The following is a 21,257-nucleotide window of genomic DNA, read 5'->3' as shown; positions in this document are numbered from 1 at the left end:
GCCTACCCCGCACGGTTCAGCCGCAGGCCACGGCCACCCCGCCTACCCGACACCGCGTGGATCAACCAGCCAGACCCACAGCCAGTCGACTAACAACCCACTGTCTCGCTTGACTTGACAACTACCGCAGCGGTCGGGCGGTCGGGTCGGTCCAGTGCGCGGGGTCGTCCCAGTCGACGCCGGGTACGTCGATGAACAGTTCGATCTCGTTGCCGTCGGGGTCGAAGATGTACAGGCTGTGCGTGAACCCGTGGTCGGTGGCGCCGCGGATGGGGACGCCGTTGGCTACCAGGGTCGCGAGAACCTCGCGCAGTTCGTCGTCGTTGTCGCCAACCTTCAGCCCGAAGTGGTAAAGGCCGACGTGACGACCACGCTGCAGCGGGGCCGCGGACCGGCCGACCTCGAGGAGCAGCAGCTCGTGGTGGGTACGCCCGCCAGCGTTGAACGCCATCCCGCGGTAGCGCAGGGGCTCGTCGCCGGAGTAGGCCGGGCGCCATCCGAGGATGTCGCGGTAGAAGTGGGCCGAACGGTCCAGGTCGCGCACGTACAGGACGATGTGTCCCAGCTCCTTGATCTGCACAGCCGTTCCTCTCGACGTGGTCCCCGGCCGGGGCCCTCCAGAGCCTCTTCACTTGCCGCAGCCGAATGTGAGCGCGGGTTTTCCGGCAGCGGGGCCCGCGAACACGTAGCTACGTCGGGTGCGGTGCCGCCGGACCCCGCGGCCGGTGTATGGCACGGTGATTGTTGATGTGGTCGCCCCCCAGGTCGTGGACCTGGGGGGCGATCGGGAATAGCAGACGTTCTTTCCCCGGGGCGAACAAGGGTGTCGGTCTGCGCGGGGTTACCCGCGGATCAGTAGGACAGTCAGGGCGGTGAGCACTGCCAGGACCAGGGCGGCGACGCCGTGGACAAGCCGGTGGGAGCGCAGGACGGGCAGGAAGCGGTCTGCCGCGTAGGCACCGGCGCCGGTCAGGGCGACAGCGGCACCGGCGACGGCGAGGAACAGCTCGTACTCGATTCCCTGTGGAGCGAAGAAGCCACCGTCCCATTTCACAGCCACCGCGTTGATCATAGTTCCGACGATCGCGGCGGCAGCCAGTGGAGTGAGTACGCCGAAGACGAGACCGAGCCCACCGAGGGTCTCGCTGAGTCCCGCAATGACCGCCATAGCCCTGCCCGTGGGATAGCCGGACATACCGAAGAACTGGCCAGTGCCGTCGAGACCGCCACCACCGAACCAGCCGAACAGCTTCTGGCTGCCATGCGCCGCCATGGTCAGCCCGAGCCCGAGGCGTAGGAGCAGCAGCCCGATGTCAGTGCCACGCGAAACCGCTGCGGTGTCGCCCACGCCAGAGAACCTGAGGGCGGTCAAGGGTTCCGGCGCGGTCCTGGTGCTGCTCGAAGAAGACACCCGTCTTATCTCCTGTCTCTGCCGTACATGTTGGTCACCTACGGTTCGGTGTGTCTCCGCGGGTGTTCCCGTCAGTGGTTATGGGGCGCGTCCTGTCAGTCGCCGATCTCGACGACGATCTTTCCGCGGGCGGTACCGCTGGCGAGAGTGGCCAGCCCGTCGGTGGCCTTCTCGAGGGGCAGGACGGTGGTGATGTCGACCTTCAGAGTGCCGGCGGCGGCCAGGGCGGCAAGCTCCGCGATGAGCTCGCGGACGGGGGCGGCCATAACGCTGGTGCCGGTCAGGCCGGCGGCGGCGAGGGCCTCTTCGTCGGCGGCGCCCAGGGTACTGGCGACCTTGCCGCCCTTGCGGACCACGTCCAGAGGCGCACTGTCAGGGGTGTAGGCGACGAGGTCGATCAGGGCGTCGACACCGTCGGGGTAGGCGGCGCGCACCTGCTCGGCGACCGGGCCGGCGGTGTAATCGACGACGGTGGCCGCGCCCAGCGCGGTCAGCCGGCCGGCGTCGGCGGCGGTGCCGGTGGCCACGACGGTGACGCCGCGTGCCGCGAGCAGCTGGACGGCGTACGAACCCACGCCGCCGCCGGCCCCGACGACGAGAACGGTCTGACCCGGCTCAGGCTCGACGGCGTCGACGGCCGTCTTGGCGGCGGCTGCGGCGAGGGGAAGCGCTGCGGCGGTGGTGAAGTCGAGGCCGGCGGGCTTGCGGGTGACGGCGGCAGCGGGCAGCAGTGCGTACTCGGCGAGGGTGCCGGCCTGGATCGGTGGGGCCAGCAGCATGTGGCCGATCACCGCGTCGCCGACGGCGACGTGGTCGACGCCGGCTCCGACGGCCTCGACGACGCCGGCGGCGTCACGGCCGAGGACCAGCGGGTAGGCGTGCGGCATCATCTCGGCCATCATTCCGGCGGCCAGGGCGTTGTCGATGGCGTTGAGACCGGCGGCCTTCACGCGGACCAGCACGGTGCCCTCTACGGGCCCGGGGACAGGCAGGTCGGACAGCCGGGGCTGCTCGCCCGCGGCCGGGACGTTCAGTGCGCGCATGTGTGCTCCCTGGGGGATCGGGATCGTTGACGACCCCGGTGGGTGAGCGTCGCGGCCAAACTCGCAGCCTCGGACACCCAGCCTGTGAGTTGAAGCTTCAATTTCAACCTAGGCGTGATCACTTGACCTGTCAAGTTGTCAACGGCCTTGGCTCGGTTGATACTTCAAGCTAGGCTGAGGGCGTGGACGCGCAGCAGCCGCGCTGGCTGACCGACGAGGAGATGCAGACCTGGCTGGCCCTGGTCAGCGTGCTGATCAGGCTTCCGGCGGCGCTCGACGACCAGCTCCAGCGTGACGCCGGGCTCAGTCACTTCGAGTACCAGGTGCTGGTGGGGCTGTCCGGGGCGCCCGAGCGCACCCTGCGGATGAGCACCCTGGCCGTATTCGCCAACGGATCACTCTCCCGGCTCTCCCACGTGGTCGGGCGGATGGAGAAGGCGGGCTGGGTGCGCCGCACGCCGGATCCCACCGACGGCCGCTACACCCTGGCGATCCTCACGGATGCGGGCTGGGAGAAAATCGTCGCGACCGCCCCCGGGCACGTCGACGCGGTCCGCGCCCTGGTCTTCGATCCCCTCACCCGCGCGCAGCAGCGGCAGCTGGGCGACATCGGGCGCCGCATCGTCCGCGCCGTCGACCCCGACGGCAGCCACCTCGACAGGCTCTCCGGCTGACGGTCCTCTACCGCCACATCGCCCAGGGCCGCGTCGAGGGTGACCGCCCGCCGTTGTCCCCACGTCGGCTGACTCGGCTGCTGCTCACCGACCCCGCCCATCTCAAGGAATCCCGCCGCGGCCTGCCCGATGAGCTCACCGCCGCCTGCCGCGGACACACCCGAATGCCGTTGCGGCCTTCTAGCTGGCGTCCGCACCTCCGGGTGGGGTGCGGGCCGGCAGGACGCGACCGATCCCGAAGGTGATCAGCGCGGTGCAGAGGGTGATCGCGAGATCGGTTGGTGTCGACGGGGTCGTCAGGTGCGCCGCCGACAGCACGAGAACCAGGAAAAGCCCCGCCGCCGTGCCCGCCGGGACGAGACGTAGCCCACGCCGCCATGGTGCCGGTGCGGGAGCGTTCCGCCGCGCCGCGAGCAGGGCCGCCGCGAGCAGCAAGCCCGCGAGCGTGAACATGCCCAGGATGAACAGGCCGTAGGTGGAGAACAGCGAGCCGCGGACGTCGGCGTGCCCGTTCGCGGCGGCCACCGTGGCGAGATCGGTGTCACGGATCTCCACCCTGACCGGCAGCGAGCCGCTGGCCCGCCGGGCGAGGTCGCGCAGGTCGAGATCGACCGTCCAGGTCGCCGCGCCGCGGGCCGGGACGGTCGTGCGCACCCGGGTGTCGTAGTCGAAGAAGGTCAGGCCGAGCACCGTTCCACTCAGCCGCACCGAGTCGACCTCGAGCGCCGACCGGCCGAGGTTCTCCAGGCCGACGACGAGGCGCGTCGCGGCCGACGCGTCGAGGATGACGTCACCATCGAGGGGGCGGCCGTCGATGGTGACGGACAGCCGTGTCGTATTGTCGTTCTCCGCCCAGGCGGTGGGTACGAAGAATACCCCGAGCCATGTCATGCAGATAACAAGGGCGGCGAGGAGACGGCATTTTGGTGCCGTTGCCGGCCCGCGCGATCCGGAAATCACATCTCCCCTTCCGGCCGGTAGCTCACCGAATCGGATGTTACGCTGGCCAGGATGTCGGCGGCCCTTCACCGCAATCGTATTGGGTGGGGGCGGGCGCCGTTCGGGTGGCGCACTTCGGGGGCCGCGCCGCCGTCGAACTCCACCATTGGGTGGTACCGGCGATCACCGGCCCGCGTTTCGGGCGGGATCGCGGCCGGCTTTCACAATGCTGGAAAACTATTCCGGGGGTGGGTGGATGGTGAGCGGGCGACGCGCCGCTGGAATGCGCGGGAAACCGTGGGTTCTCCGTGTTCTCCTGCTCGCGTTCACCGCTCTGTTCTGCGGCGTCATCGGTGCTGTTCCGCCCGCCGGGGGCGCGGCCGTGCCGGCCTCGGCGCTCGACACCGTCGCGCCGGCGGTCACGTCCTCGTCCGAAGCGCCGGCTGTGTCGCCGTCCGAACAGCCGGCACCACCGCCACCGCCACCGCCTGCCCCTGCGCCCGCGCCCGCGCCGTCCGTGGAGCCGGTGCCGCCGCCGGCGGGTTCCGGAGCGGCGCCGCCGGCCGGCGCTACCGAGCCGAACTCCGGCGATCAGGACGCGCCCGCGGGCACGACCGCGGGCACGACCGCACCCGGCGGGGCCGGGTCGGGAGGCGACAGCCCGACGACCGCGCCAGGCACTCCGACCACCTCGCCCTCGTGCGCGGCTGGGGGAGCGGCACCGCGCCGGCGCGGCTGCCCGCCGCCCACCCCCGGTGAGACAGCCGATCCCGGGGAGACCCCCACCCCTGGCGGGACCGCAGGCCCCACATCGAGCCCGCCCTGCGGGGCCGGCCGGGGTACCGGCTCGACGGCGGCACCGGGCGGGAACTGCGGCGGCACCGTCGTCTGCCCGAGCCTCGGCCGCCCGTTCGACGCGCTGCCCCTGCCCGGCTGCCCGCCGGGCGACCACCCGACCGGCGGCCCGTCTGACGGCGGAGGGGACTCCGGAAACGGAGGCGGCGACGGAACGAGCGGCGGCAGCGGCGGCAGCAGTGGCAGCGGTGGCAGCGGCGGGGCCCCGGTCGTGCGCTGTGACGACGGCTCGTGGGCCCGCACGGCCGGCGACTGCCCGATCCGGCGCGTCCAGTGCCCGAACACCCCGGTCAGCGTGGCCGTGGGGGAGCCGTGCCCGAAGCCGGCGTCGGCCCGGCCCGTGCCCGTCGCCTGCTGGGACGGCTCCACCGCGCCCAGCACCGCCGCCTGCCCACCCGGCCGCACGTTCTGCCCGGGCGGCGTCACCGTCCCGCTCGGGAGCAGGTGCGCCGAGCCGGCCGAGTCGGCGAAGTGCCCGCCGGGCACGGCGCGCGTCCTCGGCGCCTGTACCCCGATCGCCCGGCCGGGCTCGCCGCCACCGCCGCCCGGCGTCCCCGTAGCGCGCGAGCCCGAACCCGGGGAGCTGCGCTTCGACCGGTACGTGCTGGCCGCCGGCGACCTCCTCTACGCGCAGGGCGCCGGCTGCATCCCGGGCGCGGAGACGACCCTGACCGCCGGCGGCGAGCTCGTCGGCCGTACCGTCGCCGACCAGGACGGCCGTTTCGAGACCGTGGTGCGCTTCGCGAGCTTCCGTCCCGGCCACCGGCAGGTCGCCGCGGACTGCGGCGCCCACCTCGCCTCCGGCGTCGACATGATGCTGGTCTCCGCGGACACGAGCGCCTCCGTCCCGTCGGTGGCGCTGCCGTTCCTGCTCGCTTTCGGGTCCCTCGCCGTCCACCGCCAGACGGCCCCCCTGCGCGGCCGTCGCCCCCGGCGGCGGCAGCCGTAGCGGGTGACGGTGAGCTCGTCCAGCCTCGGTGGATCCGATGGATCCGATGGATCTGATGGACCCGGTGGGTTCGATGGGTTCGACGGCGCCGATCCGGTGCGGGTCGGGCCGTACAGGCTGCTGCGCCGGCTCGGCGCGGGCGGCATGGGCACCGTCTACCTCGGGCTGAACGGTTCCGGGCGGCAGGTGGCCGTCAAGCTCGTCCGACCCGACCTGGCGCGGGTCGCCGAGTTCCGCGAGCGGCTGAAGCGGGAGGCGGACAGCGCCCGGCGGGTCGCCCGGTTCTGCACCGCGGCGGTGCTCGACGTGAACGTCACCGCCGACGTGCCCTACCTGGTCACCGAGTTCGTGGACGGCCCGACCCTGGCCGAGGTGGTGCGCGAGCGCGGGCCGCTGCACCCCGCCGAGCTGCACCAGCTCGCCGCCAGCATGGCCACCGCGCTGATGGCGATCCACCGCGCCGGCATCGTCCACCGCGACCTCAAGCCCAGCAACATCGTGCTCTCCCGGCTCGGCCCGAAGGTCATCGACTTCGGCATCGCCCGCGCGCTCGACACGGCGTCCGTGCTGAGCGGGGAGCACCCCGTCGGCACCCCCGCGCTGATGGCCCCTGAGCAGGCCCGCGGCGACACGATCACCTCCGCGGCGGACGTCTTCGCCTGGGGCGGGGTGCTCGTGTACGCCGCCACCGGCCGCTACCCGTTCGGTACCGGCCCGGCCGCCGCGCTGCTCTACCGCACGGTCAACGACACCCCCACGCTCGACGGCTTCGAGGACTCCCTGCGTCCGCTGGTCGAGGAGGCGATGCGCAAGGCCCCGGCCGATCGGCCCACCGCCGAGCAGCTCTACGCCCGGCTGCTCGACATGCGCGTGGACGAGGCCGAACTACCCCTGGGACCCCCGCTCGCAGAGGTCACCGCGCTCGTCCAGCCGGTCGCGCCCGGGACGCCTGGGACGCCTGGAACGCCTGGAACACCTGGGATACCTGGAACACCCGGGAATCCGTCGCCGTCGCCGTCGCTGTCATCGGTGGAGACGCAGGCCGTCCCGCCGACCCCGGTTACCGTTCTGTCCCCGCACGGCTCGCCGGCGCCGTCCACGGCCGGTCGCGCCGGAACGGATCGTCGCGCCGGAACGGCCGGGCGGGCCAAAGCGCACGGGCGGAGCCAGGGCAGGCGGAGCCGACATGGGTGGCGCGGGATCGCCCTGCTCGCGGCGATCCTCGCCGCGGTCATCGCGACGGTCGTGCTCGTCGTGGTCGACAACCGGGGCGCGCCCAGCCCGACCGGCGTGCCCGAGCAGGTCGCGGCCAGGGCGCTGCGGCTGCAGTTCCAGGACCGCCCACTCGCCCGCCGGCTCGCGCTCGCGGCCTACCACGCCGCGCCGGAGTCGGCGTCCACCCGCAACGCGGTGATCGGCCTGTTCGCGGCCGACGTCGACCCGGTGGTGGCCCCGCTGGGCAGCCGCGTCCTGAGCGCCGCCCTGCGTCCCGACGGCCGGCTGCTCGCCGCCGGGACGGAAGCCGGGACCATCGAGCTCTGGGATCTCACCGACCTCGCCCATCCCGGCCACGCCGGCACCATTTCCGGGGTCGGTGACTGGGTCTACTCGGTGGCCTTCGACCCGGGCGGGAACCTGCTCGCGGCCGGTGTCGGCGACGGAGCCGTCCGGCTGTGGGACGTGACCGACCCCGCCCACGCCGGCGCGCTCGCCACCATCGCGTTCCACCGCGACCGGGTGCGCTCCGTCGCCTTCGCCCCGGACGGCGGCACCCTCGCCTCCGGCGGCGACGACGGCCAGGTCGGCCTGTGGGCGGTGACCGACCCGGCCCATCCGCAGCGGCGGTCGGCGACCGACGGCGCCGTCGCCGGAATCCGGTCGCTCGCGTTCTCCCCGCGCGGCGGCCTGCTGGCCCTCGCCGGCGACGACGGCTCCGTCCGGCTGTGGAACGTCGCCGATCCGGCGCGGCCCGCCACCAGCTCCACCCTGCGCGGCACCGGCCGCACGGTGCAGTCCGTCACCTTCTCCGCCGACAGCTCGATCCTCGCCGCCGGCGGCATCGACGGCGCCGTGCACACCTGGCGGGCCGACGGCCCGGGATCGGTCGTCGACCTCGGCTCCACCCCCGGCGGCGTCGGCGGGGTGACCAGCGTCGCCTTCAGCCCCGACCGCGCCATCCTGGTCTCGGCCAGCGAGGACGAGACCGTCCGGCTCACCGACATCTCCGCCCCGGCGGACCCCGTCCTGCTCACCGACCTGCGCGGGCACACGAAGGCGGTGAGCGCGGCGATGTTCGTCCCCGGTGGGCGGACCGTCGTGTCGGCCAGCGGCGACGGCTCCGTCCGACTGTGGACGGTCGACCCCGCGGTGCTCACCCGCAACGCCTGCGCCGACCCGTCAAACCAGATCGGCTCCAAGGAGTGGTACGCCAACTTCCCGAACACGCCCTACGCCCCACCCTGCCCCTGACACGACATCTGCCTCGTGACGCCAATGAACAAAGTTCTGGATGTGTTCAGTTCCCTCGGCATCATCGAGGTGCTTCAGTCGATGTCGGTTTCGGTGAGCCCGGCTGCCCAGTCGGTGATCGCTGAACGAGGTACCGATTCCTCGGCAATCCGCCCGGAGGCCTCGCGGATGTGACTGAGACGCTCCCACAGCAGCGATCCCAGCCAGTCCTGTCCGAGGCCAGGCGGCCAACGGATGCTGCCGGCATTCTGAACAGGCCGATCCGCCATGGCGGACCACAGTCCGATCGCCGGACGGATGGAGAGTCCCCGCGCGTCGCCCGCCTCCGCCGCCTCCATGGCGGTCGTCACGCCGGCAGGGTCGAAGTCCCCCCAGTACCAGATGGCTCCGGTGATTGGGCCGCGGCCGGCGACATCGATGGTCAGCGTCGCCACCTGGGAGGGGAACGTCCGACCTGAACCCCACGCAACCACCCCGACCGGGTGTCCGCGTGCCGCCAGCATTGCCTCGACGGCCACCCAGTACGTGTCACTGTTCTCCACAACGAGGACATCCGGGCCTGCGCCGACAATCGCCGCTGGAAGCGGCGCCGGGATCCGTCTGCAGCGCAGGAGCTCGAGGCTGAGCCGGCCGGCCCCGAACAGCCTGGTCCGTTCCATCGCGTCCATGTGTTTCTCGTCGCCGAACAGCTCCACCGACCGATACCGGACCGGCACGATCGGCACGCCCGTACCATCCGTGCGGACAAGCCAGTCGTTGATGGCGACCAGGTCGCGGAATCGGTCGTCGGAGAGGTCGGTCAGCGAGGCGGCCCAACCCATCTCGGCGCGCCAGGGAAATCGCGTCCACGCTCGATCGCGGCGGGCCCGCCGTGTTTCGGGGACGGCGACCCATTGAGGAAGCGCGGGGACCGTCGAAGTATCCCAAGCGCCGACCGGCAGCGTGATCACGCCGTCGCAGGCCAGCTCCGTGAGGACGGCGGACAGACCCTCGGTCTGGACGGCGCTGCCGACGAGGCGGGGCGCGGCGGCTGCCCACAGCCGCCACAGCGCGTCCAGGCCGACCCGCACCGACCCGTGGGCGCGAAGGGCCGCAGCCATGGCGGTCGCCTCGGTCGGGAGCACGGGAACCGTTGGCCGGCTCATCGTCGTACCTCGTAGCTCGTGCCATCGACCCAGTTCCGGCTGTCGGCGGGGTCGCGCCCGGCGGTGATCGCGGTGGCGATGTCGACACCGTCGACGACGGCCGCGCGCAGTCGTAGGAAAGAGAGGTTGCGCCGCAGGTCTCCGTCATTGCGGAGCTTGACGATCACTGACCCGGGCCCGGTGAACGCCGCGTCCACCCCCGCGTCGTTGAGGCCGGTGGCACAGACGAGTTGCAGGCCCGTGTGCGCGGCGAGCCGGTGCTGCATCTCGATCAGTGCCTCCGCGGAGGCGGCGCCGAACGGGTTGTCCAAGATGAGCGCGCCAGGCGGTCGGGCTCCGCCTACCCGGTGGGCGGACCTGACCCCCGACAGCGCGCAGTAGATGAGCACGGCGAGCGTCAGGACCTGGCCGCCGGAGAACTCGTGCGGGATCCGATCCGGTGGGCAGTACATCACCCTGCCGTCGATCCGCGGCTTGAGAATCTCGATCGTCCACGCGCCCGCCCGGATACGGTCCACCACCGTGTCCCGCACAGCGTCGGCCAGCCAGCGGGCGCGTACGTCGGCGGACGAAGCCCGTTTCGGGTTGTCGGCGAGCTCCCGTGCCCATCCGTCGATGCGGACCGCGAGCCGACCCGTCGCGACGTCGTCCGGAGCCTCCTCGAAGCGGATCTTGATTGCCGGCTGCGCGGAGAGGTCACCAAGCCCGGGTGGCAGGCGGGACGAACGGGAGACCTCGCGCAGGAGCCGCCGCTGCTCGCGACACAGTGACACCAGGCCGTCGCGCAGCACCGAGCGGTGGGTGTTCATCGAATCGAGATCACCGAGAGCGGACGTGGTCATCGCTGCGATCCGCCGGGCCAGCGTCGGTGCCTCGGCGACTAGCTCGTTCTCCCGCAGCGCGCGCAGCCGGACGGCAACGGGCGCACCGAGATCGCGCCAGCGTGTCTCACCGGCCGCGGCACGGGCGTCGACGACGGAGTCGTGCAGCATCTTGCGTGCCTCGTTCTCCGCATTCTCCGCGCGACGGTGGTCGTCCAGGAGGCCCCGCATGCGCTGTCGGGCGGCGTCCTTGGTCCTGGCGAACTCGGCGCCGGTCACCGACTTTTCCAACGGCCACATGGCGGCGATGTCCGCCAGTGCGGTCACGTCCGCGTCGACCAGGTCGTGCAGTGCCTTGGCATCGGCCTCGGCCTGGTCGGCCGCATCCCGTCGGGCGAGCAGCTCGGTGTTCCGGATCTCCAGCCGGTTGAGGATCTCCGGGATGTCGGCGGGCGTGGACGGCAGCCACTCCGGGGTGCTGGACAGGTCGACGTAGTTGGGAGGCTTGGTTGGCTGCGCCGCGTCCACTGCTTCCTGCGCGCTGGTCCGCTCCGCCAGCGCGTGCAGCCGGGCCGACTCGGCGTCGCGGGCATCCTGGCTCGCCCGCCGCTGGGCGGCGGTGCGCAGCTCCGGTGACGCTGCGTCCATCGTCCCGGTGAGCACCTCGGCGTGCCTGATCGCCTCCGCGTCATGCCGCCGTAGCCGCCCGGAGACCTCACCCACCCGCCGCTTGGCGCGATCCAGCGCATCGGCTTCGAGCATGCCGCGCTCGGCGGCGGAGAGCTTGTCTAGCAGGTCGCGCCATTTCCGGCGGACGACTTCGGGGTTGCCGCCGGGATCGGGCGCCGCGACCTCGATGCCGAGCTCGGCGCGTTCCCGCAGCCACGGCCCCCGGTTGGCGCGGGCATCGGCCGCCTGCCTGATGCTTTGGCGTGCTGCCCGCTGCGCGGCTTCCACCTCGGCGGACGCGGTCTTCGCCTCGCGCAACGCCCGCCTTCGGAGGTCCTCGGCATGCCCCCGGCCCTCGGCTGCCACTCCCGCTGACGCGGACTGCCGCGCGAGATCCGAGGCGGCCTCCTGGTGCCGCTCGGCCGTTGCCGCCTCCTTCCGGGCAGCGTCCCGCCGCTGCCGAGCGGTAGCGGCCTGTTCCCGGAGGCTGTCGCGTCTGGTGATCAGCGTCGCGCGGCGTTGCCGCGCATCGGTCACAGCTTCGGCGGCCTCCCGCGCCCGACGCGCCAGGTCATCGCGGGAGGCCGACTGCCAGCGGCGCGTGAACTGCCCGCAGGCGGCTGCCGCGGCGCGGTGGTCGGCGGCTGCCGCCCGCGCCGTCACCGCGGCTGCCGCCTCGTCGCGTGCGAGCTGGTCGAGTTGATCGCGGCTGGCCGCCGCCCATTCCCGGTCCCAGGTCGCGCGGTGCGGGATGACGACATGTCTGCGTGGCGTCCCGCGCCCGTCGGTCACGAGCAGTGCGGCCGGCACCTCGCCTACTGACGCGGACGCGGACGCGGTTGCGTTTGCGGGTGCGGTGGACGAGGCCGAAGGAGCGGTCACGACCGCGACCGGCGTCCTGGCGGTTACCTCCTGGGCTTGGAGGTGGGCCACAGCCGCGTCGAAGCGGGCGGGATCCGTGACGACGACGCCGCCGGCGATGTCCGCGTGGACGGTGATGTAGGCCGGTCGGGCCTGGGCGTCGACGACATTGTGCTCGATCCAGTGCAGCCCCGTGACCGCACCGAACCCGCCGCTGGTCAGGACGGCGAGCACGGCCAGCGTGTCCGCCCCCGCCGGCGCCGTGCCGGTCTCGTCGAGGTGGGCGAGTTCCTCCTGAGCGGCCCGCGCGTGCTGCTCGTGGGCGGCGCCCCGACCGTCAGCGGCCCGCGCCGCCGCGCCAGCCAGCTCCGCGGCTCTGGCGACCTGATCAGAGCCGCGTGGTTCGGCGCCGACGAGGGCCACCACCGTCGGGTTGGCCGTGAGAGCGGCGAGATCGGTGTCGAACGTTCCCAGCTCGTACTGAGCCCGGCTGGCGTCTTCACTCAGCCCCGTTATCTCGTCGTCGGTGCGTTCGATCTCGCCGGTGACGCCGTCGAAGGCGCCCTCCGCCTCTGTGGCTGTCCGGTCCTGCCTCCCAGCCTCGGCTTCCGCCGAGTCATGCTGATCTGACCAGCGGCGCGCGCAACGTTCGGGGCGCTCACCGTCCAGCAGCCATCCGGCGGCAAGTGCCGCCTCGCGGGCCATCTCAGCGGTTCTGACCTCAGCGTCGATCTCGTTCAGTCGACGGAGGGCGTCGCCGGCGCGGTTCTCGGCTGCCGTCCGGCGCTCCGCCGCATCTTCGGCCTTCCGATCGGCCGTCTGACTCTGCTCGTCCGCGAGACGTTCCGCCTCGTCGGCCTCCACGACGAGTCCGTCGAGTCGGCCGGCGAGCGCTGCGGCAGCCTCGGTTGTCGCGGTCCGGAGCGGATCGAGCCCGGCGTCGGCCGCATCGTAGGCCGCCTGGGCAGCGTCGCGGGCACCGCGGGCCTCCGCGAGGTCGAGGACGAGGTCGACCGCGTCCCATGCTCGTGCCAGCGCCGTGGCCGTCTCCGCGGTACGTGCGGCGCGGTGGACCGCCGTCGTCGCAACGTCGAGACGGGCGCGTGTCTCCTCGAGTTGCAGCTGCAGACGGATGTCGCTGATCTGGCCGTACTCGCGGCGGGCGATGGCGGCCTCTCGGGCGGCCTGGAGCTGGGCCGCCGCCAGCTCGATGAGCGATGCCCGGTCGCGGGCAACCCGGTTGTCGAGCGCGGCGGCGTGCTCACCACCGGCCATCCGGGCCCGCCGTGCCGCCTGCTCGGCGGCGTCCGCGCCGGTCGCCCGGTCGGCCACCGTCTCGATCAGTGGGCCGAGCAGCGCTCCGAACGCGGCGAGCGCCTCGAGCTCAGGTCGCTGGCCGGCGAGCTCGGCGTACGGTGCGAGCTTCTTTGTGAAATCGGCCAGCTCGCGGTCGTCGTTGAGAGCCGCCACGAAGAAACGGACCACGTTGTCGGGCGAGTCGAAGGTGGCGAGCAGTTTCTCGGCGCCGGCCTCCGAGTCGTTCATCCGCATCTGGTAGCCGAACAGGACAGGGTCGACACTCGTATACTGCTCCAGGGCCTCGATCCACTTGCCCTGGGACCGTGCCATCACGTGTGGAGAGTCGGTGCGCGCTGACAGCAGGGTCGTGACCTGGCCGACGAACGAATCGAAGGTGGTGCGGTGGCCAGCCGCGGTGAGGAAGGGCAGCTCATCGATGCCGGGATCCCCTGAGCGGAGCCGGAACAGGTACCAGGCCCGATGCATGCCTGTCGTCGAGCGTTGCCGGTGCCCGGGCTGGCGCCGGCCGTCCTTCCACTCCATCACCGTGCCGGTGACGGTGCGGGTCCCGGTGGATGCGTCCTCCCATTCACAGATCACATGGGACGTGTCGCCGGTGAGGACGTAGTCGCCGAGATTCTTGCCGCCGACCTGTGCCCGGGCGGCCGGCACGACAAGGCTGGAGACAAGGGTGATCAGCGTCGACTTGCCGCCGGTGTTCGTCAGTGACAACAGAACACGCGAGGCCGCCCCAGCGGACGTGGTGAAGTCCAGGTCCAGCGGATCGAAGCGGGCTCCCTCCGGGCCGACGCCGCGCAGGTACACCCGGCGCAGCCGCAGCGGCGGGGTCGGCAGCCCACTCGGATCCGTGGGCTTACCGGGCAACGTGTCCCAGTCGAACGTGGACTGGTCGTTACGATTCGACTTCATCGACCATCCCGGTCGTCAGGATCGCTGCTTTCGCTCGCGTCGGCTGGCTCGCCGGATGTTCCGGCTTCCTGCGCCGACCGGTCGGCGAGGCCGTTGACCAGCGCGTACAGATCCGAATCCGTGGTCAGCGTGGCGACAGTGTGCCGGAATCGTGGACGTACCGTCCAGGTGCCTCCGTCGGTTTCACCACGCGCTGTGAGATAGCCCGCTTCAGCTATGAGCCGGCACACCCGGTTGACGACGCCGCGGCGGTCGTTCATCGATTGGCGGCGTGCGTTGGGGCGTGCCGGGGCCAGGTCCGTCCAGCGTCGCCACATCTCGACCCGGTCGTCGTCGAGGTCACTGTCGTCGCCGCGCGTGTCCGCGTGTGCCTGCGCCACCCGGTCCAGGATGTCGACGACGTTCTGCGCGGTGATCAGCGGAATCCGGTCCGGGTCGTCGACCATGGATGGTTCCGGGTAGGCGGCGCGGGCGATGCCCAGTACCACCGCTCCGATCACCGCCCGGTGATGAGGCTGGGCGCGTTTCATGAGATCGCCCAGTGTGAGGCGCAGCGGCGAGTTCGACTCGGCGATGACGATCACGCCGTCCCGTTCGTCGACAACCACTCGCAGCCCGGCGCCGGTGAACATCGCGTCCGCGGCGAGGGCGAAATCCGGCTCGCGGCGGTAGCGCCCGACGATCCGGTGGTAGTCCTCGTTGCGCGCCGGGGTTTCCCGGGGCCGGGCCGCCCACCACAGGAGGCGGCCGAGATCGTGCGCGTCCGCGGTCAGGGTCAACTGACTGCCTCCGGGTCGACGCCGTCGCGAGTCAGCTCGTCGAACGGTGCCGGTAGGGGTTGGAACTGCGCAGGCAGGGCTGGCTCCTGAGCGGCAGGCGGGTTGATGTCCGCCGTCACGGTGGCGGGGACGAGTAACAGGTCGGAGGACCGGATGTCCCCGGTGACCATGGTCGCGCCGGTGTCCACACCGACAAGCAGACGATCACCCGCGGCACGTCCGGCGAGCCGGGTCGACCAGGCACGGTGCGCGGCGTGGACGACGGCCGCGACGAGCAGGAAGGGATCGAGCCGGTCGCCGGCCTCGTCGGTGAGTGCCGGGGCGGTGTCCTCCACCCGTGCGACCAGCTGGGACAGGCGGATCGGCTCGTCGATCGAGGCGAGGATCGACTCCACCGCCTCCTCGTACGGCTCCCACCACTCGGCCTCGTCGGACGCGGCGAATTCCGGCTCCTCGACCGGCTCACCCTCACCAGGCGTACGAGGTTCGGCGCACAGCTCGTCGACGAGGACGGCGAGGTCCGGCCACCACCGCGTGGTCACCCCGCCTACCGCGGCCACCAGCCGGGCCGCTGCCTCGGCAGCCTCGGCGGTGGAACGTGCGAAGTACGGTTCGAGCAGGTCGGAGCCGACGTCGCAACGGTGCGCCGCCCGTGGTGGCCGGGTGAATCTGTCGTCCAACGCCTCGCGAAGCCGGCTGCGGGCACCGATCAGATGGCTGTGCAGCTCGTTGTGGCGGTGCCGGCATTCCCGCAGGATCTCGATGAGCCGGTTCGCGGCGACCAGCCGGGCCGCGTCGCCGATCTCCGACCGTTGATCGGCGACGGCGTCCAGGAGCGCGGTCTCACTTCGCAGCCGTTCGGCGACATGGGCGAGGGCCGCGTCGAGAAGTCCGGGGACGGTGTCGATCCAGTCGTGGGTGTCCGGGTCGATCAGCGTGTCGGCGACGATGCGCCGGATCCGCTCCTGGAACTGGATGGACCGGTAGCGCGCATGCCTGGCGATCGTCACGGCCGACTCGATGGCGCCACGGTCGATCAGTGCCCGTAGCTGTGCCTCGTTCGCGATCTGCGCGGCCTCGATGTCCAGGTCGAGCGCGTCGATGAAGATGTTGATCGCCTGTTCCGACGCCCGCAGGTGCTCGGAGCCGTCGGAGCCCACGTACATGTAAAGAAGGCGGAAACGCTGAGCTCTCCAACGTGGTCCGTCGGTGGTGTGCACGAGATAGGGCACGATTTCGACGTCTGTTGTCACCAACGAGACGACCACGCGTTCGGCGACCGCCTGCCACTGGACGGATCCGGCGTCCGGTACCTGACGCGCCGCCTGCTCGGCGGCGTACTCCAGGATCTCCTCCCACGATCGCCCGGCCGAGATTCCCATCGCGAGAGCCACCTGGTCGATGACCGCCAGCGCGATGTTGAACAGGTCGTAGTGCGGCCAGAAATCGCCGTCGAGGCTCGTCTTCGTCCGCTCGATGTCGGTGAGGACTTCGATGGGCGCCAGCGCGCGCCGCCGCCGGGCGATCGACGCGTCGTCCGTCGGGATGCTGATGCTCCACTCGGCCAGGTCCGGAACCCGGTCCCACCCATCTTCCACCACCGACCCCCACGGTTGATCAGCGAATCATCGCAATACGGTCGATGAGCTTGGTGAGGTTGCGAACCTGGGTCGAGTCGCCGCCGAATGTGGCCAGCAGCATTCGGCGGACGCCTTCGAGCTCGGCGAGGGCTTCGGCGCGGTGGCCGGTGCCGGCGAGGAGCTGGGCGATCGTGACGCGGGCGTCGCGGATCCGGTCCGGCTCGTCGTCGCCCGCTGTCGGGTCGGCGTGCTGGACATAGAACCGTAGCTGGGGGAGGGCCTCGTCTGGCTTCCCGACCTGCGCGTAGCCGATACCGGCGTGGTAGGCGCAGTTGAGGACCCAGGGATGGCTCGGCTCCAGGCCCCACCGGCGGTACTCGTGCCCGACCGCGTCGAAAAGCGAGGCCGCTCGGCTGTACTCGTCCGCGAAGAACAAGGTGGCAGCGAGCAGCTCCCGCAGTTCGAGAGCGCGGGCAGGATCCTCGGCTCCCCGTTCGACGCCGTCCTCGAGGAGGCTGATGGCCTCGGCGGGACGGTCGTTGTCCAGAAGCACGCGGATGTTGGCGCGAAGCTGGTCGACGGCCGCATCGGAGAGCTGCGGGCGGCGTGCGGCGGGGATGCGGCGCCGGGGCGGGGCAAGGAGCGGGTGTCGGAAGGGGCGCGTCGGGTCGCGGCCGTCGCCGGCAGGCTCGTCAGCTGGGTGTACCCGGCCGTCTTGCCCGCTGGGGCTGTCAGGCACGCCCGCGGAGGATGGTCCGGCAACCAGTGGGACGAGGACGTTGTAAACGGCCTCGGCGGTGGGGCGCTCCCGGGGCTCCTTCGCCAGCATGGCCGCGACGAGCGAGCCGAGCTCCGGGGGGATCCCGGAGCGATGGGCCCGGACCGGCGGTGCCGCCGTCTGGACGTGCTGCGCACGCAGCGAGTTGTCGGGGCGGTCGTAGAACGGGCGGTCACCGGTGAGCAGCTCGAAGAGCAGGCAACCGAGAGAGTAGATGTCGGAGGCGGTGGTGACGACCTGGCCGAGATGCTGCTCGGGCGACATGTAGGGCGGGGTGCCCACGGTCTTGTCGATCTGGGTGAGGCGGGGCAGGGCACCGGCGCCGCGCAGAATCGCGATGCCGAAGTCGAGGACCTTCACCAGGCCGCCGTCCACGACCATGATGTTGGCCGGCTTGATGTCGCGGTGGACGATGTCGACGCGGTGGACGTCGGCCAGCACGGCGGCGATCTGGGCGGCGACGGCCGCCGCCCTGGCCAGGGCGAGCGGCTCGGTCTCGTAGTCGGTTCCGTCGATGAGGGCTTCGAGGCTGGAGCCGCGGAGCAGCTGCATGACGAGCCAGAGCCGGGGGCTGCCGTCGGGATTCTTCTCGGAACCGGTGTCGTACACGGCCGGGATGCCGGGGTGTTCGAGCTGCGCGGTGGTGCGGATCTCGCGGAGGAAGCGCTTACGGTCGCGCTCCAACTGGTCGAGGATCTCGATGTTCTCCGGGCTGTCCGGCGAGGTGGGGATCTGGCCTGCGGGGGACTGCCGGAGCACCTTGATGGCGACCGGCCGGTCGAGACGCTCGTCGTAGCCGTAGAACACCTGGCTCATCCCGCCGCGGCCGAGCTCCCCGTCGACCCGGTAACGCCCGCCGAACCGCCGTTTTCCGTCGGGCTCGCCCGCCGGGCCCGCCGCCGCGGTATCCGCTATACCCGCTGGACTCGCTGTATCCGCCACGATATCCCCCTCGCAGTCCGGTCGATATTTATATCAGCCGATACTGGCGGGCCCCGATCCGGTGGTTTCCCGGAGCATCTCGGCACGGAGGCGGGCCAGGGCCTCGTCGCGCGCGGGTTCGGTGATGATCCGGTAGGCGCGCCTGCGTGCCGCCTCCTTGATGGCCTTCTGGAATTCGGTGTTGTCGAAATAGAGTTTCATGAAATCGGTGTTGCGCTCGGCGTTCTCGGCGACGATGTCGTCGAGCCGGTCGTCGGCGACCTGGCCGAAGCGGGCCTCGTCGTTCATCAGCGCGATCTGCTGCATCTGGGTGTCCTCGACCAGGCCGAGAACCTGCTGGTAGAAGAGCACCTGGTCGGACGTGCCGAGGCCGAGACCGAACCGGTCGTTGAGCTCGTCGATGATCGTCGAAAGCTTGACCAGTTCGGGTTCCTCGAAGCCGCCGCCGTCGGCCGCGTGACCGCGGACGTCCCGGTCGCCGACCGGCGAGAGGGACATGTTGTGCTTGCCGGTGAACTCGAGGCGATAGTGGGTCAGGTCCGCGTCGCCGATGTCGACCGACGCGGCCGGGCGGCCCGGCAGGCGGATCAGCAGGATCCGGCCGTACTGGTAGAGCCGCTCCAGGTCCGGGTCGCCCCAGTCGACGATCTGCGCGATGAGGCTGTACGCGCGGACGTAGTCCGTGAGCGCCTTGCGGAAGCCCTCGCGTTCGTCGTCCGTGGGCAGGTCGACGAACCGGTCGATGGCGGGCTGGATGTGCTGGTGAAGCTGGGCGTGCAGCTTCCGCTCGGCGGCGTCGGTCATCCTGGCGGGGCCCGCCTCGGCCAGCACCCGGATGAACGACTCCATCTCGGAGGCGACGAGCAGCTCGTACTCCATGACCTTGCGCTGCCGGTCGTAGAGCAGGTTCGGGTCGGTCGGCGGCGTGATCGTCGTCTCGTACCAGTCCGCGAACGAGGCCTGGATGTCCTCCACCTCGTTGACGAAGTCGAGGATCCGGACGTCGTCCTGCGACTTGAGCGGGTGGATCCGGTTCAGCCGCGACAGCGTCTGCACCGCGTTCACGCCCGTCAGCGGCTTGTCGACGTACATGCCGCACAGCAGCGGCTGGTCGAAGCCGGTCTGGTACTTGTCGGCGGCCACGAGGATCCGGTACTCGTCCTGGACCCGGCCAGCCTGGGCCCGGTCGGCGGCGTGCGGGTCGTCGGCCTGGGTGTAGCCGAACTTCTCCGGCAGCTGGCCTTCGGGGAAGCCGTTGAGCTGGGCTTCGGTGAACTCGGCCTCGGTGGCGTCGTCCGTCAGTTTCCCGGAGAACGCGACCAGGGTGCCGCAGTCGGTGAACCCGGAGTCGTCGACGAAGCGGCGGATCGCCTGGTACAGGTCGAGCGCCTGCTGCCGGCTGCCCGTGACGACCATCGCCTTCGCCCGGCCGCCGAGCCGGCCCGAGATGTTCTCCCGGAAGTCCTCGACGATCAGACGTGCCTTCTGCGCCGCCGCCGTCGGGTGCCGCTCGGCGAACTGGACGAGCTTCCGCTTGGCCTTCTTCTCGTCGACGTCCGGATTGGCGATCGCCGAGTTCTGCTGCTCGACGGCGGCGTTGCGCAGCCGCCACTTGGTGTCGTAGGTGAGATAGTTCGCCAGGACGTCGAGGATGTAGCCCTCCTCGATCGCCTGCCGCATCGAGTAGACGTGGAACGGTACCTTCATGCCCTGCTCACCGCTGTGCGGGTTCACCCGCTCCGGGTCGAGGGTGCCGAACAGGTCCAGCGTCCCGGCCTTCGGGGTGGCGGTGAACGCGAAGTACGACAGGTTGGGCTGCTTGCCACGCACCCGGGTCTGGTAGGTCGCCAGATCCTCGTCCTCCGCGCGGACGGCGTTCGCGCCGAGCGCCTCCTTGAGCTTCTTCGCCGACTCACCGCCCTGGGACGAGTGCGCCTCGTCGATGATCACCGCGTACCGGTGACCCTGTAGCCCCAGGCCGGCGATCTTGTCGAGGACGAAGGGGTACTTCTCCAACGTCGAGATGACGATCTTCGAGGTGGAGTCGCCGAGGGCGGCGGCGAGCTGCGCGGAGTCCTGATCGATCTTCTTGACGACGCCGGGGGTGTGGTCGAACTGGTAGATCGTGTTCTGGAGCTGGCGGTCCAGGACGACCCGGTCGGTGATCACAATTGTCTTGTGGAACACCGGCTGGTTGTCCGCGTCGAACAGGTTCGACAGGCGGTGCGCGAGCCAGGCGATCGTGTTCGACTTACCGGAGCCGGCCGAGTGCTGCACCAGGTAGCTGTGCCCGGCGCCGCTGCTCCGGGCGTGCTCGACCATCTTCTGCACCGCGTCCCACTGGTGGAACCGGGGGAAGATTCGCGCCAGCTCGTGGACGCTGGTCTTCGCACCCTTCTTCTCCGGCGCCTTGACGTGCAGGAACCGCTGCAGGATCTCCAGCCAGTTGTCCCGCTGCCAGACCTGCTCCCACAGATAGGCGACGGCGTACGAGCCGGCTGCTGGGGCCGGATTACCAGCGCCGCCCGAGCGCCCGGGGCCGTTCGAGCCGATGTTGAACGGCAGGAACTCGGTGTCCCGGCCCTTCAGCCGTGTCGCGACGAACGCCCTGTCCGGGTCGACCGCGAAGTGCACCAGCGCCCGCTTGGCGAAGAACAGCTCCCGGGGGTCACGCTCGCGGTACTGGTCGATCGCGTGATCGGCGTTTTGCCTGGTGTTCGGGTTCTTCAGCTCGACGGTCGCCACCGGCAGGCCGTTGACGAACAACGCGAGGTCGACCGACTGGCCCGGGTTTCGGGCACTGTAATGAAGCTGACGGGCCACCGTCAGCACGTTGGCGTCGTACTCCTTGAGAGCGTCGGCGGCGAGCAGGTGGCCGGGCCGGAAGTAGGCCAGGTCGATCTGCACCCCGCGGTCCCGCACCCCCTGCCGCAACACGTCCAGCACCCCACGCGCGTCCACCTCGGCCGCCACCCGCTGGCAGAACTGCCGATGCGTCACCACCCTGTCGCCATACAGGTCGACGAGCCGGTCCCAACTCCGCGGCTGCGTGGCCCCGATGAACCTGATCATCTCGGCGGTATCGAGCCCCAGCTCCGCACTGAATCCCACCG

The 21,257-nt window shown here is 71.1% G+C and carries 13 protein-coding genes; 3 read left to right on the top strand and 10 right to left on the bottom strand.

The features are described 5' to 3' along the window. Positions 1-121: 121 nt before the first annotated feature. The 3 genes from FMEAI12_RS22605 to FMEAI12_RS22595 form a co-directional block, all read right to left on the bottom strand. Positions 122-580, bottom strand: coding sequence for a VOC family protein (locus FMEAI12_RS22605; protein ID WP_112107759.1), 459 nt, complete (start codon positions 578-580; stop codon positions 122-124). 261 nt (positions 581-841) lie between these two features. After that, complete coding sequence (locus tag FMEAI12_RS22600; protein ID WP_112107758.1) at positions 842-1,348, bottom strand: DoxX family protein; 507 nt, start codon at positions 1,346-1,348, stop codon at positions 842-844. A 158-nt stretch (positions 1,349-1,506) separates the two neighbouring features. Then, complete coding sequence (locus FMEAI12_RS22595) at positions 1,507-2,454, bottom strand: NADP-dependent oxidoreductase (protein WP_112107757.1); 948 nt, start codon at positions 2,452-2,454, stop codon at positions 1,507-1,509. A gap of 182 nt (positions 2,455-2,636) precedes the next feature. On the opposite strand from FMEAI12_RS22595, the gene FMEAI12_RS22590 reads away from it, so the two are divergent. Next, a complete protein-coding gene (locus FMEAI12_RS22590) occupies positions 2,637-3,128 on the top strand; it encodes a MarR family winged helix-turn-helix transcriptional regulator (protein ID WP_112107756.1) in 492 nt (163 codons plus the stop codon). A 180-nt stretch (positions 3,129-3,308) separates the two neighbouring features. Here FMEAI12_RS22590 and FMEAI12_RS22585 read toward each other — a convergent pair whose 3' ends face one another. Further along, positions 3,309-4,019, bottom strand: coding sequence for a hypothetical protein (locus FMEAI12_RS22585; protein ID WP_235014323.1), 711 nt, complete (start codon positions 4,017-4,019; stop codon positions 3,309-3,311). A 304-nt stretch (positions 4,020-4,323) separates the two neighbouring features. Here FMEAI12_RS22585 and FMEAI12_RS38525 point away from each other — a divergent pair, with 304 nt between their 5' ends. Beyond that, positions 4,324-5,871 (top strand): hypothetical protein, encoded by a 1,548-nt coding sequence (locus FMEAI12_RS38525; protein ID WP_235014322.1) that lies wholly within the window; start codon positions 4,324-4,326, stop codon positions 5,869-5,871. Between the two features lie 96 nt (positions 5,872-5,967). Next, positions 5,968-8,340, top strand: a complete 2,373-nt coding sequence (locus FMEAI12_RS22570; protein WP_112107753.1) for a WD40 repeat domain-containing serine/threonine protein kinase — start codon at positions 5,968-5,970, stop codon at positions 8,338-8,340. 74 nt (positions 8,341-8,414) lie between these two features. Here the strand turns inward: FMEAI12_RS22570 and FMEAI12_RS22565 are convergent, their stop codons facing one another. From FMEAI12_RS22565 to FMEAI12_RS22540, 6 genes are all read right to left on the bottom strand, one after another. Then, positions 8,415-9,290 carry a hypothetical protein gene (locus tag FMEAI12_RS22565; RefSeq protein ID WP_146776756.1) on the bottom strand — a complete coding sequence of 292 codons (876 nt, stop codon included), beginning with the start codon at positions 9,288-9,290 and terminating at the stop codon, positions 8,415-8,417. 191 nt (positions 9,291-9,481) lie between these two features. Then, entirely contained in the window at positions 9,482-14,065 is a 4,584-nt protein-coding gene (locus FMEAI12_RS22560) for a hypothetical protein (RefSeq protein ID WP_112107751.1), read from the bottom strand. Further along, a complete protein-coding gene (locus tag FMEAI12_RS22555; RefSeq protein ID WP_112107750.1) occupies positions 14,062-14,844 on the bottom strand; it encodes a hypothetical protein in 783 nt (260 codons plus the stop codon). The genes FMEAI12_RS22560 and FMEAI12_RS22555 overlap by 4 nt, the downstream gene beginning before the upstream one ends. Further along, on the bottom strand, positions 14,841-16,442 hold the full coding sequence (locus FMEAI12_RS22550; protein WP_112107749.1) for a hypothetical protein: 1,602 nt from the start codon (positions 16,440-16,442) through the stop codon (positions 14,841-14,843). Before FMEAI12_RS22550 ends, FMEAI12_RS22555 begins: the two co-directional genes overlap by 4 nt. A 19-nt stretch (positions 16,443-16,461) precedes the next feature. Continuing rightward, positions 16,462-18,144 (bottom strand): serine/threonine-protein kinase, encoded by a 1,683-nt coding sequence (locus tag FMEAI12_RS22545; RefSeq protein WP_200835386.1) that lies wholly within the window; start codon positions 18,142-18,144, stop codon positions 16,462-16,464. 33 nt (positions 18,145-18,177) lie between these two features. Beyond that, a complete protein-coding gene (locus FMEAI12_RS22540; protein ID WP_200835385.1) occupies positions 18,178-21,255 on the bottom strand; it encodes a DEAD/DEAH box helicase family protein in 3,078 nt (1,025 codons plus the stop codon). Positions 21,256-21,257 lie beyond the last annotated feature (2 nt).

Origin of the sequence: Parafrankia sp. Ea1.12 (assembly GCF_900465275.1) — a bacterium.
Lineage (GTDB): Bacteria > Actinomycetota > Actinomycetes > Frankiales > Frankiaceae > Parafrankia > Parafrankia soli.
This window is presented reverse-complemented; position numbering and strand designations above follow the sequence as displayed.